This is a genomic window from Synechococcus sp. CCY9201 (assembly GCF_034931105.1).
Lineage (GTDB): Bacteria > Cyanobacteriota > Cyanobacteriia > PCC-6307 > Cyanobiaceae > CBW1002.
In genome coordinates, this window is the sequence record NZ_JAYGIC010000017.1 from 1 (window position 1) to 14,117 (window position 14,117).

The following is a 14,117-nucleotide window of genomic DNA, read 5'->3' on the forward strand; positions in this document are numbered from 1 at the left end:
GGCCGTCGAGACGCTCCCGGTAGGCCCGGCCGAAGCCGGTCGAACCGCCGTAGTTCACGTCCACCACGCCCCAGCCGCGCGAGGTCCAGAACTGGATCGCCAGGTTGAGGCCGGTTCGGGCCATGCCGGTGGGTCCGCTGTGGCTCTTCACCAGCAGCGGTGCCTGGGGGCTGGAGCCGCCGCTGGGCGGGTAGTACCAGGCGTGGGTGGGCTGGTCGCCATGGCCCTGGAACCAGAGCGGCTCCGGCCGGCTGAGCGCCTCGGGGGGCAGAACGCAGGGTTCCACGGGGCGATGCTGCCAGCGGCCGCTGGCCAGGTCCAGCTTCAGAAGGCCTGCGCCGGTGGTGGGTCCGCTGGCGACACAGACCATCCGCCCGGCCTCGGCGCAGAGCATGGCGAGGTCATCCACGGGCAGATCCAGGGGTTGCCAGAGATCCGCAGGCTGGGCCGGCGCCCCCGCCTGCTGGCGGTCCGTGAGGTCCAGCGGCACCACGCCCAGCTGCCAGCGGCCGTCCCGGCAGGCGGCGGCCACCAGCTGCTCGCCGTCCCAGGCCGTGGTCCGCATGCCATAGACCCACTGGGGCATAGCGAATTCCGCCTGCAGCGGCAGAAGGGGCTCCCAGCCCAGGTCAGGCCGCTCGTGAGAGGAGGGCTCCGTGGCCGGGTTGAGAGCGCCGGCAGTGGTTCCTTTCAGCCAGAGGGTGGCGATCCTCTCCGCGCTCAGGCGCTCCAGGTTCCACCAGCCGCTGCGGTCGTTGGCCACCACCAGGTCGCCGTTGCCGATCCACAGCGGCTGGAACACCGAGCAGTGATGGGTTGCGGCGGCTCCGGCACCCGCCACGGGCTGGCGCTGCTGCAGGGAGCCGTCGGCCGCGAAGCGTCCCAGCCACACCTGGCTGCGCTGCCAGGGCATGAAGGGCTGTTGCCATTCCACCCAGGCCAGCTGGCGGCCATCCGGGCTGAGGGCGGCGTAGCCGCAGAAGTCGTCGGGCTCCAGCAGCACGGTGGGCTCGCCGCCTTGCAGCGGCACGCTGACCAGATGGTCGCGGCCGGCGGCTTCCATCACGCCGATCCAGCGCTGGCGCGCGGCATCGATCAGCCCATCGGCGAAGCAGCGCTGCGGATCCGCCGCCGTGAGCCGCTGGGCCGGCAGCAGGAGTGGGAGGGGCGAATCCACTGAGGCAGCCTCCGGGCACTCTGCGCTGAGCCCCGGCTCGAGATCCGTTCCGAGTTCTGCCGTGAGCCCTGCTGGGAGAGCCGCGGTGAGCCCTGCCGTGAGATCCGCCAGATCCAGCCGCCAGATGGCACGGTCGGCGTCCGCGACCATCACCACCGTGTCGCCCTGCACGGCGTAGCAACCACCGCCGTAGTCGTGAACGCGGCTGCGCAGGTTCCAGTCCCCCGGAGTGAGTTCCAGCACCCGGCCCGGTGCGGGGTCGGCCTGGCTGGAGGGCGGAAGCTGCAGCAGCAGGGTCGTGCGGCCGCCTTCGTGGGGACGCTGCTCCAGCCAGAAGAGCCGCCCCTGATCCAGGCGGGGCTCCTTCACCACGGGGGTGCGGCCCACCACCTGATCCGCCGTCAGTGGCAGGGGTTTCGGCCGCGGCCGTTCGGTCTTCCCCTGGCTTGCCATGCCATCGCTCCGGTGGACGCCACTTAGAATCGATCCATCGTTTCAGGTGTCGCCTTGGCTCGCAGCTTCGCCCAGTTGGCCCGATCTGCGGAGCAGGTGAACCGCGCCGTGCAGGTTCCCAAGGAGCCCCTGGACCAGTCGCCGCTGGCGATCCACACCCTCGGTGATCAGGTGCTGCGCGATCCGGCCCGACGCATCGGCAAGGTGGATGAAAGCATCCGGGATCTGGCCCGCGACATGCTGCGCAGCATGTACACCGCCAAGGGCATCGGTCTGGCTGCTCCCCAGGTGGGCATCCACAAGCAGCTGCTGGTGATTGACCTCGATCCTGAGAATCCGGCCACCCCGCCGATGGTGTTGATCAATCCCGAGATCACCGCCGCCAGTGCCGCGATCGATACCTACGAGGAAGGCTGCCTCAGCATCCCGGGGGTCTATCTCGATGTGGTGCGCCCCAGCCGGGTCGAGGTGAACTTCCGCGATGAGATGGGCCGGCCCCGCCGCCTCAAGACCGATGGTCTCCTGGCCCGCTGCATCCAGCACGAACTGGATCACCTCAACGGTGTGCTGTTCGTCGATCGCGTCACCGATGAGATCAGCCTCAACGAGGGCTTGCAGGAGCACGGCTTCCAGCGTGACGACGTCCGCTCAGTGCGCTGAGCTCGACGCGCTGGCGCACTGCACTGAGACAAACAGTTTCACGCCTGTCTTCCTCAATCCTTTCTCAGATCCATGCCGATGAAACCGCTGGCGGGGGTGTTCCTCGCCTTGGCCTGCCTGCTCGGGATCGCTGCCACCGGTTCGGTGTTCGAACTGGCCTACGGGGATCCGGATCTGGGGGTGTCCGTCACCCGTCTGATCCTGGCGGGATGTCTGCCCGGCACGGTTGTGGCCCTGGTGGTGGCGATTCGTCTCAACAAGCCGGCTTGAGGATTGGGCGGCTGCGGCTGGTGCGCTTCGGTCGCCCTGCATACGATTTCCCTCACCTGTCCCCTGCCCGTCCCACCGTGATCCTCCCGAGCTCCCTCCCTGCCAGGCCTCGCACCTTGCACCAGCGAGGCGCTGCAGCCCTGAGCCCCCTGCTGGCCACCCTGCTCCTGCTCGGAGGCGCCGCGGTGCCGCTGTTGGAAGCCCCGGTCGCGCGGGCCAGCTCCCTGTTCCAGGTTGGCGAAGTGGAGCAGGAACGCTTTGTGCTGGTGTCGGCGCCGATCGGTGATGGAACCCGAGCCCAGCTCAACATCTATGAGCAGGTCAAGGCCACTCGCCCCTGCTTCGCTGTGGGGTCCGGCAAGCCTGCTCCGGTCAATCCCCTGCTGGGCAGCTTTGATTTCACCGGCATCTGCAGCCGCTTCATCGATGCCAACGGCTACTCGGTTCGCGTCGGTGGCAGCGACCTGGGTACTGTCTATCGCCTCAGCGTGATCCAGGGCAACGACGACATCCTGCTGATGGCGATGCCCACCAAGGCCGGCGTCGGGCCCGAGATGGTCGTGGCCCGTACCCAGGGCGCCGGCAGTGGATTCCTCAAGTTGGAACTGGAGCCTGGTTGGCGGCTGATGCGACGCCACTTCGGCAACCGGGCCCTGGGGCACGTCTACCTCTACCGCGATAGCTGGCCCTCGGAGAACCAGGCCGCAGTGACTCCTGCGGAGCCGGGATGAGGGCTGGCCTGCTTGCTAGGGTGAATCACTCTGAACTGATTTGCAGCGCTTCATGACCCAGGTCACTGTCGGCGAAAACGAGGGAATCGAGTCGGCCCTTCGCCGCTTCAAGCGCCAGGTCTCCAAGGCCGGAATCTTCGCCGACCTCAAGCGCCTGCGCCACCACGAAACCCCCACTGAGAAGTACAAGCGCAAGGCCCAGCAGCGCCGCCGCCGCCGCTGAGTCCAGCGGGGTTCAGGGATTCGTCAACGCTCTGCAGGTCTGGATCTCTGCATGCCCCGCCAGTCGGGGCTTTTTGCTGGCCTGTCGAACCTTTGGGGCTTGGCTGCTGGGGCCTGTCCAACCTTCTGCGGGCTGGGGACGACGGAAGCGTGTCCGTGGCAAGGTGCTGCTTTGCCAGTGTTTTTACCTGTGTTCAGTCTGGTGATTTCCCACCACCCTGGAGGTGTCGATCGCCACTGGATCATGGACCGTCGTACGGAATGGATCGCTCGTCCTGCCGCCGCCACAGCCCTTCCGCCGGCCTCCTCTGCCACGTTGTTTCTCAACTGGCTCAGTGAAATGGTGAGCCATGCGCTCGGCAACCCTCGCGAGGAGGACCAACACCTGCCCCCCGCTGTTGGGATGCAGCCCTACACCGATCGGCCCCGCAAGCGTCGCTAGGAGTTTCCGTGGAGAGCCATGGCCGTGGGGTTCTCCGCTCAGGGCTTTTGGCCCCCGCTCAGCTCCGATCCTGCGTGAGGCCGTCAAAGGAGCGATAACTGAGGGCCTCGGCCACGGCCCGCTCGCTCACCGGCATCCGTTCGGTGGAATCTGCATCGTCTGATTGCACCTGGTCGAGCAGCGCTTGGCTCACGCCAACGTGTGCAAGCTCAGTGCGGGCCTGCTCCAGGTCGGCGATGGTGCGGGCGACGCGCAGCACCCGCTCCGCCGCCCGCGCGCTCAGCTGGCGGTGGTGTACGCTGGCCTCCCACAGTTCCAGTGCCGCCGGGCTGGGGTTGAGGACCCGGCGCAGCTCCGCCGCCGGCAGTGCGGCGTTGGCGCAGCCCTGCGGATTGTGGCGACGCATGCTGGTGCGAGCCGCTGCCACCCTGCCGGCCACGATGGCGCTGGATTCCGGCAGGCCTGTCTGTTCGGCACCTTCGTGGATGGTGCCAGTCCCGGCAGAGATGGAGCTTGCAGCCGCTGCACTGCCTGACCTGGTGGTTCCCTGTGCCGCTGCCCCGTACCCGTAGCGGCGGGCCAGGGAGGCGGCGGATGGGCGCTGCATCACCACCTGCAGATCAATTCGATCCAGCAGGGGGCCGGACAGCCGGTTCCAGTAGCGCCGCCGCTGCACGACGCCACAGCTGCAGGCCCGCTGAGGATCCCCATGCCAGCCGCAGGGGCAGGGGTTGGTGGCCGCCACCAGGGTGGTGCGGCAGGGAAAGCGGCAGCGCAGGCGGTTGCGGCTGATCCACACCTCCCCCTCCTCCAGGGGCTGGCGCAGCAGTTCCAACACCTCCCGGCGAAACTCGGTGAGCTCATCGAGGAACAGAACGCCCTGGTGGGCCAGGCTGAGTTCGCCGGGCCTGGGATGGGCCCCGCCGCCGATCAGCGCAGCGGCGGTGCAGCTGTGATGCGGGCTGCGGAAAGGCCTCTGCAGCAGCAGGCTGGTTTCAGCGCGCAGGAGGCCCGCCACCGAATGCAGCTGGGTGAGTTCGAGGGCTTCGTCCCGCTCCAGGGGCGGCATCAGACCCGCCAGGCGCCGCGCCAGCATCGTCTTGCCGCTGCCTGGCGGACCCACCAGCAGCAGATGGTGATGGCCCGCCGCAGCGATCTCGAGGGCGCGCCGTCCGTGCTGCTGCCCTTCCACGTCGGCCAGATCGAGATCGCTGCGACCTCCCTGGGGGCGATCGGGATCCACGGGTTCCCGTTGATCTCCAGGGCCCGGTTGCCGATTGGCCGCCGGGCTCAGCGATCCCGGTGGCGGGGCCTTGCTGGGATCCCGCAGCAGTTCCAGCACCTCCTGCAGGGTGTCCGCCGGCCAGAGGGGCAGGGTCTCCACCAAGGCGGCTTCGGCGGCATTGGCCCGTGGCACCACGAGGGCCCTGGCCCCACCGCGGCTGGCCGCCAGGGCCTGGGCCAGCACGCCACGGACCGGCCGCAGCCGCCCGTCCAACCCCAGTTCCGCCGCACTCCAGATCCCCTCCAGTCGCGCCTGCGGCAGCTGGCCGCTGGCCACCAGCATCCCAAGAGCGATCGGCAGGTCGAACCAGGGCCCTTCCTTGCGCAGATCCGCCGGCGCCAGGCTCACCACCACCCGGGTCAGCGGCACCTTGAGGCCGCTGTTGCGGATTGCCGCCCGCACCCGCTCCCGCGCCTCCTGAATCGCCGTATCCGCCAGTCCCACCATCTGCAGGCCGGGCAGCCCGGGGGCGATGTCCACTTCCACCTGCACCGGCACAGCCTCCAGGCCCTGCAGGGCCGCACTGCAGGATCGTGCCAACATCACGCCAGGGGTCGCTGCAGTGTCAGTGCCACCCCCGTCTCATCCCCTTCCGGTGCCATGGCCAGCGGCGACACGATCTTCGGGCGCATCCTGCGTGGTGAGATCCCCTGCGACGAGGTGTATGCCGACGATCTCTGCCTGGCCTTTCGGGATGTGGCCCCCCAGGCCCCGGTGCATGTGCTGGTGATCCCGCGTGAGCCCCTGGCCCAGCTGGCGGATGCCGGCGAGGAGCATGGGGCCCTGCTCGGCCACCTCCTCCTGGTGGCGGCGAAGGTGGCGCGCCAGGAGGGCCTCAGCAGCTGGCGCACGGTGATCAACTCCGGGGCCGAGGCGGGGCAGACCGTGTTCCATCTGCATGTGCACGTGATCGGCGGCCGTCCCCTGGCCTGGCCCCCCGGCTGAGGCGGGGGCAGCAGGCGGGGGGCGGCAGCGGCGACAATGACCTGATCTGCTGCGCTCCATGAATCCGCTCAAGGCGTTCCGCGATCAGCTCGCGAAGCTGCAGCGCCTGGCCCAGCCCTATTTCCTGCCGGTGGAGGAGAGCAGTGCCGGCCAGTTCCTGCTGCTGGTGCTGGCCCTGGTGGCGGTGGTGGTGGGAGTCACGCTGCTGATTTTCACCGCCGTGGTGGCCGGGGCAGGGGCCTTCATTCCCGACCTGCGCGACCGCTTCCTGCCGGGGGTGCCGCAGCAGATCAACGCGATCTGGCAGGGGCCGATCGGGGCTGTGGTGATGCTGCTGTTCGTGGCGGGCCTGGCTGCCTTCGGAGCTCTGCGGGGCCGGCTGCGTCAGGGGCGCTGGCTGCCGTGGCTGCTGCTGGGGGTGATCACCCTGCTGATCCTGGTGATCAATGGCATCAACGTGGGCATCAGCTTTGTTGCCCGCAATGTCGATAACACCCTGGTGGCCTATGACCAGGATGGATTCTGGAAAACGGTGGCGATCTATGCCTTCTGCCTGGTGTTGGCCTTGCCGATCCGGGCGATTCAGAGCTATCTCATCCCCAAGTTGGGGCTGCTCTGGAGAGAGTGGCTGAGCGGTCGTTTGCTGACACGCTATCTCACCAATCGTGCCTACTATGTTCTGAATCCCAACGACGAATCTGCCGAGGAGATCGATAACCCTGATCAGCGGATTTCGCAGGATGCGGCCAGCTTCACTTCGACCAGTCTGAGTGTCACGGTTGAGATCCTCTCGGCTCTGCTGACATTCTTCAGTTTCATTATCGTCTTGTGGAGCATCAACAGTCGACTGGCGCTGCTGTTGCTGGCCTATTCCGTGTTCGGTACGGCGTTGATCGTTTTCGCCAGTCGCAAGCTGGTGATCCTCAACTACCAGCAGCTCAAGCTTGAGGCCGACTTCCGCTACGGCCTCGTCCATATCCGTGACAACGCCGAGGCGATCGCCTTCTATCGCGGCGAAGGTCAGGAGGGCAAGGAGGCCGGGCGTCGGCTGAGCGGCGCGATTCGCAACTATGACCGCCTGATCGTCTGGACGGCGATGATCAGTGTGATCCAGCGCTCCTACGACTACTTCTCCCGCTTCCTGCCCTGGCTGGTGATCGCGCCGATCTACTTCGCCAAGGAGGTCGATTTCGGTGTCTTCGGCCAGGCCAGTATTGCCTTCAGCCAGGTTCTGTTCTCGGTGAGTTATATCGTCAACAACATCGACCAGCTGGCCGCTTTCTCCGCTTCGATCAGCCGTCTTGAGGGTTTCCAGGGCAAGGTCGAGGAGATCGGTCGTGAGATGGCCGAGCTCGAGGCGAGTGAGCAGCGACTGGCCGGTTCCCCTGGGGGGGCAGGCGCGGTAGCGCCGATCGGTTCCGATGGCCTGGCGGTGCGGCCCGATTCGATCCTGGTGAGTCATGTGGATCTGGTGCCGCCGCGCACCCAGCGCGTGCTGATCCACGACCTCAGCCTCGAGATCGGTGCCGACCAGCGCCTGCTGGTGGTGGGGCCTTCCGGTTGCGGCAAGACCTCCTTCCTCCGTCTGGTGAGTGGCCTCTGGCCGGCTGGGGCGGGTGCCGTGCAGCGCCCCCCCGAAGGCGAGCTGCTGTTCATTCCCCAGAAGCCCTACATGATCCTGGGCAGCCTGCGGGAGCAGCTCTGCTATCCCCAGCCCAGCGATCGCTTCAGTGATGAGCAACTGCGCCATGTGCTCGAACAGGTCAAGCTGCCGGAGCTGGTGCATCGCTATCCCGATCTCGACATCATTCAGGACTGGCCCCGGCTGTTGTCGCTGGGGGAGCAGCAGCGTCTCGCCTTCGCACGCCTGCTGCTGAGCGCGCCCCGCTTCGTGGTGCTCGATGAGGCCACCAGTGCCCTCGATGTGGCCACCGAACGGCATCTCTACGACCTGTTGGTCCAGCGGGACATGGCCTTCGTGAGCGTGGGCCATCGCCCCACCCTCACGGCATTCCACGACACGGTTCTCGAACTCGATGGTCGTGGCGGCTGGCGGTTGTTACCGGCGGCCGGCTATGACGTGGGACGCCATGCCTGAATCGATGAGCTCCGCCACCAGCCCAGACGCCGCCGGAGCCCCTGCCGACAGCCCAGTTGACGCCAACGTTCCGGCGACCAGTGCCACCACGCCCGACCAGCCCGCGTTCGGTTGGAGCGGCTATGCCGAGCGGGTGAATGGTCGCTTCGCCATGCTCGGTTTTGCGGCGGTGCTTCTGATCGAGGCCCTCAGCCGCGACACCTTCCTGCACTGGGCCGGCCTGGTGCCCTGAGCGCTCACGGCAGCTCGATCAGATCCACCTGCCAGAGTCCGCCGCGGCTCACCTGCACCGCCAGCACCCTGCCATCGGCGCTGAGGCTCACCAGGCGCGGCACTCCGGCCGGTTCGATGGGGATCCGCTGCAGGCTCTGCAATGAGCGGCGATAGAGCAGCAGTTCGGTGCGTCCCTCCAGCTGCCGCACCAGGGCGAGGCGCTCTCCCCGCTGATCCACCGAGAGACTCAGGGGCTGGGCATCGGGCCGGTTCAGGCCCGGCACTGGCACGGGAGCTGTGCGCCGCAGATCCAGCAGCTCTGCCCGCTCCCGTCCCTGCCGTCCGCGGATCAAGGCCAGCCAGGGCCCTGCCAGGGCCGGGTCGTGGCTGCTGCCCTCCCGGGCCAGTTGGGCGTTGAGTCCGAACAGGGGACGCGGCCCGCCTCCGAGACATCCGCCCAGCAGGGCGGCCAGTGCCAACGGGATCAACCGAAGGCTCGCCAGGCGGACGCGGCTTCTCATGGCTGCGGGCCAGGGCCACCACCCTGCAAGGCCTGGGCACCCGGCAGATCCGGCTCCAGCCAGCCGCCAAGGTCGTAGACCTCGACCTGGCGGCGGCCGGCCACCACCATCTCAATGGCGATCCGCTGGCCATCGGGGGCGAGGCTCAGCCGCTGCGGTTCCCGATCACCGCCCAGGCGCAATGGCAACAGGGAGCCCCTGAGCCGATCTTCGATCACGGCATCGCGGCGCTGGCCCCGCTGGATCAGCAAGGCCAGGTAGCGACCGTTCCAGCTCAGCGAGGGTGAGGCGTGCGGCTGATGCGTGCGCAGATGGCGCAGGGGCAGCACCTTGCCGCTGCGCCGCTCCTGCAGCAGCACCGTGGTGCGGCCGCCGCGCTCGACCAGGGAGGCGAGCAGGCGTCCGTCGCCGCTGAGGGCCGGTTGCTCCCGGCCTTCAGCACCCAGCCCCAACGGTACGGCGGCCTGGCGCCGCAGCCCCCAGGGAAGGGCGCAGCCAGACAAGCCGATCAGCAGGGCCAGGCTGAGGCCGGCTGGAGGTCTCAGTCGTCGAACCGGGAGCTGTTATCCCGGGACGGGCTGGTGTCGCTGGGCGTGTTGGTCCGGGTGGGACCTGTGGTCTGGCCAGGAGCTGGGCCTGGCTCCGTGGGCCTCACCGGCGTAAACTCCGCATCGCTCACTGATGCGGAAGCGCCTGGGCGGCTGCGGTAGGAGGTGCCCTGCGGAACACCCGGGGCCGGGCCAGGCGATCCTGGGCCCGGCTGGGCTGAGCCGCGCGGCGGAGGGGTTCCGGCGGGGCCCACCCCGGTGGAGCTGCCCCAGCTGGAGGTGTCGGGAGAGCCACTGGGGCGGCGGCTGGAGCGTGGCATCCCATCGGTGGCGCCGGGCCGGCTGCCGCGGCGCGGTTCCGGGGTGGTCTCCCGTTGGCGCCGGCGGGCTCCGAAGCTGCCGCTGTCGCCCTGAGGGGCACCTGCTGCATAGCGGGAGGCCCGTGGTGGCCTGTCGTCTTCGCCCCGGGCATCGCCCCGGGTCTCACCACGAAGATCGCCTGCAGGTCTGCGGGAAGGGCGTCCGGATCGCTCGTCTGGACCAGGACCAGCGTTGTCCCACTGGTCACTGCCACTGGATCGCCGGCTTGCCGCACGCTCCGGAATGGCGGCACGGCTGACCCGGCTGGGTCGGTAGAAATCGTCCTGGTCTCCGTCGTCGGGATCGCGGGAGCGGATGCCACGGCGCACCGGCTGGGGCTCATCGAACCGGTCGTAGTCGTCGTCGTAGCCGCGGCCGCCACCCATGCGGGGGCGGGACGGTTCGATCGGGTCCTCGTCTTCGAAGTAGGACGAGCGTCGTGCCTGTTCGGTGGTCACGCCCCGCAGACGCACGCTCTCATAGGCGAAGAACACCGTGGTGCCGGCCAGCAGGAACTGGCCGAACTGGAGGATCGGATCGAGACGCCAGCCCTGAAAAAAGAGAATGCCGCCGCAGAGCAGGCCCACGGCGGCAAAGAAGACGTCGTAATCGCGGGCCAGTGCAGGCTTGAAGCTCCTCATGAAATAGAGGAAGGCCCCACCTACCGCCAGCACGATGCCAACGATGCTGGCCCAGTTCAGACTGGCATTAACCACAGCGCACGGTCCAACGGAGCGTCAGCTCCACTGTAAGGACCCGGCGTGGATGTTCTGATCAGAGGCGACGGTCGACCTGGTCGTTCTGGCTGATCAGCACCAGCGCCAGGCTGATCGGAATGACCACGATCACCGCCCCCCAGGCGAGGCTGCTCAGGAAGTTGGCGAGGGAAGGAGTCATGGCGGCAATGGCGTCGCAGACGCCAAGGGTTTGAAGGGCGATCTTAGGCAGCGCTGGCGGGTTCCTACGATTCCTTTCCAGCCGCTTAGAGCTTTGTGACGCCCCCTGCCTTGCCCCGCCTGGAGCTGCTGCCGCTGGCACACCTGCTGCTGGGGCTGCTGCTGGCGGGCTGGACGCTGCTGTTCCTGTTTCGCATCGTGCTCACCTGGTACCCCCAGATCGATCTGGCCAAGGGGGTGATGCGGCTGGTGAGCGTCCCCACCGAGCCCCTGCTGGCCCCCACCCGCCGCCTGATCCAACCGATCGGCGGGGTGGATGTCACCCCGGTGGTGTGGGTGGGCCTGATCAGCCTGGTGCGCGAACTGCTGGTGGGCCAGCAGGGTCTGCTCACCCTGATGCTGCTGCGCAGCTCGACTGTGGCTTAGGGGCTGTGGCTCAGGGCCTTGGCCTGGTTGCCGTTCTGCAATTCAAAGGCGGCGCTTTCGGCCTGGCCATGGCGCCCTAGAAGGGCAGCATCTCCTCTTCAACGAATTTGGTGTGGAGATCGCCGCTGCGGAACTCGGGGCGATCCAGCAGAGCCAGGTGGAAGTCGATCGTGGTGGGGATGCCGGTCACCGCACACTCGGACAGGGCACGGTGCATCCGCTTGATGGCGGCCTCCCGGTCCACCCCCCAGACGATCAGCTTGCCGATCAGCGAGTCGTAGAAGGGTGGGATCTCGTAGCCCGTGTAGACGTGGCTGTCCACCCGCACGCCAGGACCACCAGGCGGCAGCCAGCCCGTGATCCGGCCCGGGGCTGGGCGGAAGTTCTGGCGAGGGTCCTCGGCATTGATGCGGCACTCGATGGCATGGCCGGTGAGTTTGATCTCGTCCTGCCGGACGCTGATCGGTTCGCCGCCGGCAATGCGCAGTTGTTCGGCGATCAGGTCGACTCCGGTCACCATCTCGGTGACGGGATGCTCCACCTGGATGCGGGTGTTCATCTCCATGAAATAGAACTTGCCCTCGCGGTCCACCAGGAATTCCACGGTGCCGGCACCCTCGTAGCCGATGCTGCGGGCCGCGGCCACCGCCGCCTCTCCCATCTGGCGCCGCAGATCGGCGTTGATCGCCACGCTCGGGGCTTCCTCGAGCAGCTTCTGATGGCGGCGCTGGATGGAGCAGTCGCGCTCACCCAGGTGCACCACGTTGCCGTGGCGATCCGCCAGCACCTGCACCTCCACGTGCCGGGGGCGGTCGATGAATTTCTCCATGTAGAGGCCCGGGTTGCCGAAGGCGGCTTCCGCTTCCCCCTGGGCCGCCTTGAACAGCTTCTCCAGCTGATCGGCGCTCGGCACGAGCCGCATGCCCCGACCACCCCCGCCGGCGGTGGCCTTGATCATCACCGGGTAGCCCATGGTGGCGGCGAGGCTGGCCGCTTCGGCTGCCGTGGCCAGCAGTCCCTCGCTGCCGGGGATGGTGGGAACTCCCACCGCCTGCATCGTGGCCTTGGCAGTCGACTTGTCGCCCATGGCCCGGATCGCCTCGGGCGAGGGGCCGACGAAGGTGATGCCGTGGTCGGCGCAGATCTCGGCGAAGCGGTCGTTCTCGGCCAGGAAGCCGTAGCCGGGGTGGATGGCGTCGGCACCGCGGGAGGTGGCGGCCGCCAGGATGTTGGGGATGTTGAGGTAACTCTTGCTACTGGGGGCTTCGCCCACGCAGACCGCTTCATCGGCCAGCTGAACGTGCAGAGCGTTGCGATCGACCGTGCTGTAGACGGCCACCGTGGCAATGCCGAGCTCGCGGCAACTGCGAATGATGCGTAGGGCGATCTCGCCACGGTTGGCGATCAGCAGTTTGCCGATGGGCATCCGCGAACGAGGCAGGGACGGGGCAGTGGAAACTGCGGGCTGGCCGCTGCGTGCAGGCCGGAGCGGACTGTATCAGCGCTCACAGGCCCCCTTGCCATCCCCGACGCGATCCCAGGGCGCAGATCCGTGGGGACGGGCGCTAGGTATATTGCTGGCCGAGCGGTTCCGGCCGTCTCCCACCCGGATGGAGCCTGGCCTCCAGACGATCCCTGCGGATGTGGTGGAATTGGTAGACACGCACGTTTGAGGGGCGTGTGACTTCGGTCTTGCGAGTTCAAGTCTCGCCATCCGCACTCTTTTTTCACACCCTGCTCTCCATCAGGTGGTCCGCTCCGTGCCGGATTCCACTGCCGCCATCACGCTGGTGTGCAATGGCCCGGGTGAGCTCACCACCTGGGTTCGTCCCCTGGCGCGGCGGCTGCACGAGCTCCTGCCCCTGAGGCCCCTGGTTCCGGATGCACCCTTCAGCCTGCGGCTGGTGCTGGTGCCCTGTCCCAATGCCACCGGAGCGGAGCATGGCGTCGCCGAGGGCTGGCAGCTCTTCGAGCGGATCTGGCCGGCCCACCGCTTCTGGGGCCTGCTGCTGCGTCCGCGCCGCCATGCCGCCTGGCCGCGTCAGGGAGTGGTGGTGTTTCTGGGCGGTGACCAGTTCTGGACCGTGCTGCTCTCGGCCCGGCTCGGTTATCGCCACCTCACCTATGCCGAATGGGTGGCGCGCTGGCCCCGTTGGAACGACCGGATCGCCGCCATGGGGCCAGCCGCGGCCGACCGGCTCAAGCCCCGCTGGCGCCAGCGCTGCACCGTGGTGGGCGATCTGATGGCCGACCTGTCGGCGCAGGCCCGCGATGAAGCTCCGCTGCCGCCGGGGGAGTGGGTGGCGTTGCTGCCGGGCTCCAAGCGGGCCAAGCTGCAGGTGGGCATGCCCTTCCTGCTGGACACGGCCGATCGTCTGGCGGCCCTGCGGCCGGGCTGCCGCTTCCTGCTGCCGGTGGCGCCCACCACGTCGGTCCAGGAGCTGCTGGCCTACGCCGGGCCGGCCAATCCGATCCAGCAGCACTACGGCACCGGCGAACCGAGGTTGGAGCGCGCTCTGCCGGCGCCTGGCTCCGGCACCGCCCCATCCCCCTTGGCCGGGGGCCGTGCCCTGGTGACGCCTGCCGGCACTCGCATCGACCTGCTCGAGACCCATCCGGTGCATGGGGCCCTGAGTCAGTGTCGGCTGGCGCTCACCACCGTGGGTGCCAACACCGCCGAGCTCGGGGCGCTGGGGGTGCCGATGCTGGTGCTGGTGCCGACCCAGCATCTCGCGGTGATGCAGGCCTGGGATGGCGGGATCGGACTCCTGGCACGGTTGCCGATCCTGCGCTGGCTGCTGGGGGTGGCCCTGACGGCCTGGCGCATGCGGCAGCGCGGCTTCCTGGCCTGGCCGAACATCTCCGCGGGC

The 14,117-nt window shown here is 68.2% G+C and carries 17 protein-coding genes and 1 tRNA gene; 11 read left to right on the forward strand and 7 right to left on the reverse strand.

The features are described 5' to 3' along the window. Nucleotides 1-1,630, reverse strand: a 1,630-nt coding sequence (locus VB716_RS01670) for a hypothetical protein (protein WP_323269563.1), incomplete at its 3' end; no start/stop codon positions are given. 54 nt (nucleotides 1,631-1,684) lie between these two features. On the opposite strand from VB716_RS01670, the gene def reads away from it, so the two are divergent. The 5 genes from def to VB716_RS01695 all read left to right on the forward strand — a co-directional run bounded on the left by def (nucleotide 1,685) and on the right by VB716_RS01695 (nucleotide 3,955). Then, entirely contained in the window at nucleotides 1,685-2,290 is a 606-nt protein-coding gene (def, locus tag VB716_RS01675; protein ID WP_323269564.1) for a peptide deformylase, read from the forward strand. Between the two features lie 72 nt (nucleotides 2,291-2,362). Further along, the gene (locus VB716_RS01680) at nucleotides 2,363-2,560 is read left to right on the forward strand and encodes a hypothetical protein (protein WP_322758301.1); all 198 of its coding nucleotides are present in this window, start codon (nucleotides 2,363-2,365) and stop codon (nucleotides 2,558-2,560) included. A gap of 116 nt (nucleotides 2,561-2,676) precedes the next feature. Next, complete coding sequence (locus VB716_RS01685) at nucleotides 2,677-3,291, forward strand: DUF3747 domain-containing protein (RefSeq protein ID WP_323269565.1); 615 nt, start codon at nucleotides 2,677-2,679, stop codon at nucleotides 3,289-3,291. Between the two features lie 52 nt (nucleotides 3,292-3,343). Further along, nucleotides 3,344-3,514, forward strand: coding sequence for a 30S ribosomal protein S21 (gene rpsU, locus VB716_RS01690; RefSeq protein WP_006172073.1), 171 nt, complete (start codon nucleotides 3,344-3,346; stop codon nucleotides 3,512-3,514). A 201-nt stretch (nucleotides 3,515-3,715) separates the two neighbouring features. Next, nucleotides 3,716-3,955, forward strand: coding sequence for a hypothetical protein (locus VB716_RS01695; protein WP_323269566.1), 240 nt, complete (start codon nucleotides 3,716-3,718; stop codon nucleotides 3,953-3,955). 58 nt (nucleotides 3,956-4,013) lie between these two features. On the opposite strand, the gene VB716_RS01700 is transcribed toward VB716_RS01695, so the two are convergent. After that, nucleotides 4,014-5,783, reverse strand: coding sequence for a YifB family Mg chelatase-like AAA ATPase (locus tag VB716_RS01700; RefSeq protein ID WP_323269567.1), 1,770 nt, complete (start codon nucleotides 5,781-5,783; stop codon nucleotides 4,014-4,016). 57 nt (nucleotides 5,784-5,840) lie between these two features. On the opposite strand from VB716_RS01700, the gene VB716_RS01705 reads away from it, so the two are divergent. Genes VB716_RS01705 through VB716_RS01715 form a run of 3 tightly spaced genes read left to right on the forward strand, consistent with a single transcriptional unit; the run spans nucleotide 5,841 to nucleotide 8,515 of the window. Continuing rightward, the gene (locus VB716_RS01705; protein ID WP_197158725.1) at nucleotides 5,841-6,185 is read left to right on the forward strand and encodes a histidine triad nucleotide-binding protein; all 345 of its coding nucleotides are present in this window, start codon (nucleotides 5,841-5,843) and stop codon (nucleotides 6,183-6,185) included. 58 nt (nucleotides 6,186-6,243) lie between these two features. Beyond that, nucleotides 6,244-8,283 (forward strand): ABC transporter ATP-binding protein/permease, encoded by a 2,040-nt coding sequence (locus tag VB716_RS01710; protein ID WP_323247787.1) that lies wholly within the window; start codon nucleotides 6,244-6,246, stop codon nucleotides 8,281-8,283. A gap of 4 nt (nucleotides 8,284-8,287) precedes the next feature. Continuing rightward, complete coding sequence (locus tag VB716_RS01715; protein WP_322758305.1) at nucleotides 8,288-8,515, forward strand: chlorophyll a/b-binding protein; 228 nt, start codon at nucleotides 8,288-8,290, stop codon at nucleotides 8,513-8,515. 4 nt (nucleotides 8,516-8,519) lie between these two features. Here VB716_RS01715 and VB716_RS01720 read toward each other — a convergent pair whose 3' ends face one another. Genes VB716_RS01720 through psbX form a run of 4 tightly spaced genes read right to left on the reverse strand, consistent with a single transcriptional unit; the run spans nucleotide 8,520 to nucleotide 10,822 of the window. Next, entirely contained in the window at nucleotides 8,520-9,017 is a 498-nt protein-coding gene (locus VB716_RS01720; protein WP_197158728.1) for a hypothetical protein, read from the reverse strand. Then, a complete protein-coding gene (locus VB716_RS01725; protein WP_197158729.1) occupies nucleotides 9,014-9,520 on the reverse strand; it encodes a Tol biopolymer transporter periplasmic protein in 507 nt (168 codons plus the stop codon). The genes VB716_RS01720 and VB716_RS01725 overlap by 4 nt, the downstream gene beginning before the upstream one ends. A gap of 38 nt (nucleotides 9,521-9,558) precedes the next feature. Beyond that, the gene (locus tag VB716_RS01730) at nucleotides 9,559-10,641 is read right to left on the reverse strand and encodes a Ycf66 family protein (RefSeq protein ID WP_323269568.1); all 1,083 of its coding nucleotides are present in this window, start codon (nucleotides 10,639-10,641) and stop codon (nucleotides 9,559-9,561) included. A 58-nt stretch (nucleotides 10,642-10,699) separates the two neighbouring features. Continuing rightward, a complete protein-coding gene (gene psbX, locus VB716_RS01735) occupies nucleotides 10,700-10,822 on the reverse strand; it encodes a photosystem II reaction center X protein (RefSeq protein WP_322758309.1) in 123 nt (40 codons plus the stop codon). A 110-nt stretch (nucleotides 10,823-10,932) separates the two neighbouring features. On the opposite strand from psbX, the gene VB716_RS01740 reads away from it, so the two are divergent. After that, the gene (locus tag VB716_RS01740) at nucleotides 10,933-11,247 is read left to right on the forward strand and encodes a YggT family protein (protein ID WP_323247795.1); all 315 of its coding nucleotides are present in this window, start codon (nucleotides 10,933-10,935) and stop codon (nucleotides 11,245-11,247) included. A 76-nt stretch (nucleotides 11,248-11,323) separates the two neighbouring features. On the opposite strand, the gene accC is transcribed toward VB716_RS01740, so the two are convergent. Further along, nucleotides 11,324-12,673: an acetyl-CoA carboxylase biotin carboxylase subunit gene (gene accC, locus VB716_RS01745; protein ID WP_197158733.1), complete on the reverse strand. Its 1,350-nt coding sequence runs from the start codon at nucleotides 12,671-12,673 to the stop codon at nucleotides 11,324-11,326. A 211-nt stretch (nucleotides 12,674-12,884) separates the two neighbouring features. Between accC and VB716_RS01750 the strand changes: the two genes are divergently transcribed. Both VB716_RS01750 and VB716_RS01755 read left to right on the forward strand, forming a co-directional pair. Then, a tRNA-Leu gene (locus VB716_RS01750) sits at nucleotides 12,885-12,966 on the forward strand. Nucleotides 12,967-12,995: 29 nt separating this feature from the next. After that, nucleotides 12,996-14,117 (forward strand): glycosyl transferase (locus tag VB716_RS01755; RefSeq protein WP_323269569.1); only part of this gene is annotated, 1,122 nt, incomplete at its 3' end.

Excerpts from the sequence above, each read along its gene's own strand:
- VB716_RS01680 (WP_322758301.1), top strand. The coding sequence starts at position 2,363 with ATGCCGATGAAACCGCTGGCGGGGGTGTTCCTCGCCTTGGCCTGCCTG.
- rpsU (WP_006172073.1), top strand. The coding sequence starts at position 3,344 with ATGACCCAGGTCACTGTCGGCGAAAACGAGGGAATCGAGTCGGCCCTT.
- VB716_RS01700 (WP_323269567.1), bottom strand. The coding sequence starts at position 5,783 with ATGTTGGCACGATCCTGCAGTGCGGCCCTGCAGGGCCTGGAGGCTGTG.
- VB716_RS01705 (WP_197158725.1), top strand. The coding sequence starts at position 5,841 with ATGGCCAGCGGCGACACGATCTTCGGGCGCATCCTGCGTGGTGAGATC.
- VB716_RS01710 (WP_323247787.1), top strand. The coding sequence starts at position 6,244 with ATGAATCCGCTCAAGGCGTTCCGCGATCAGCTCGCGAAGCTGCAGCGC.
- VB716_RS01715 (WP_322758305.1), top strand. The coding sequence starts at position 8,288 with ATGAGCTCCGCCACCAGCCCAGACGCCGCCGGAGCCCCTGCCGACAGC.
- VB716_RS01720 (WP_197158728.1), bottom strand. The coding sequence starts at position 9,017 with ATGAGAAGCCGCGTCCGCCTGGCGAGCCTTCGGTTGATCCCGTTGGCA.
- psbX (WP_322758309.1), bottom strand. The coding sequence starts at position 10,822 with ATGACTCCTTCCCTCGCCAACTTCCTGAGCAGCCTCGCCTGGGGGGCG.
- accC (WP_197158733.1), bottom strand. The coding sequence starts at position 12,673 with ATGCCCATCGGCAAACTGCTGATCGCCAACCGTGGCGAGATCGCCCTA.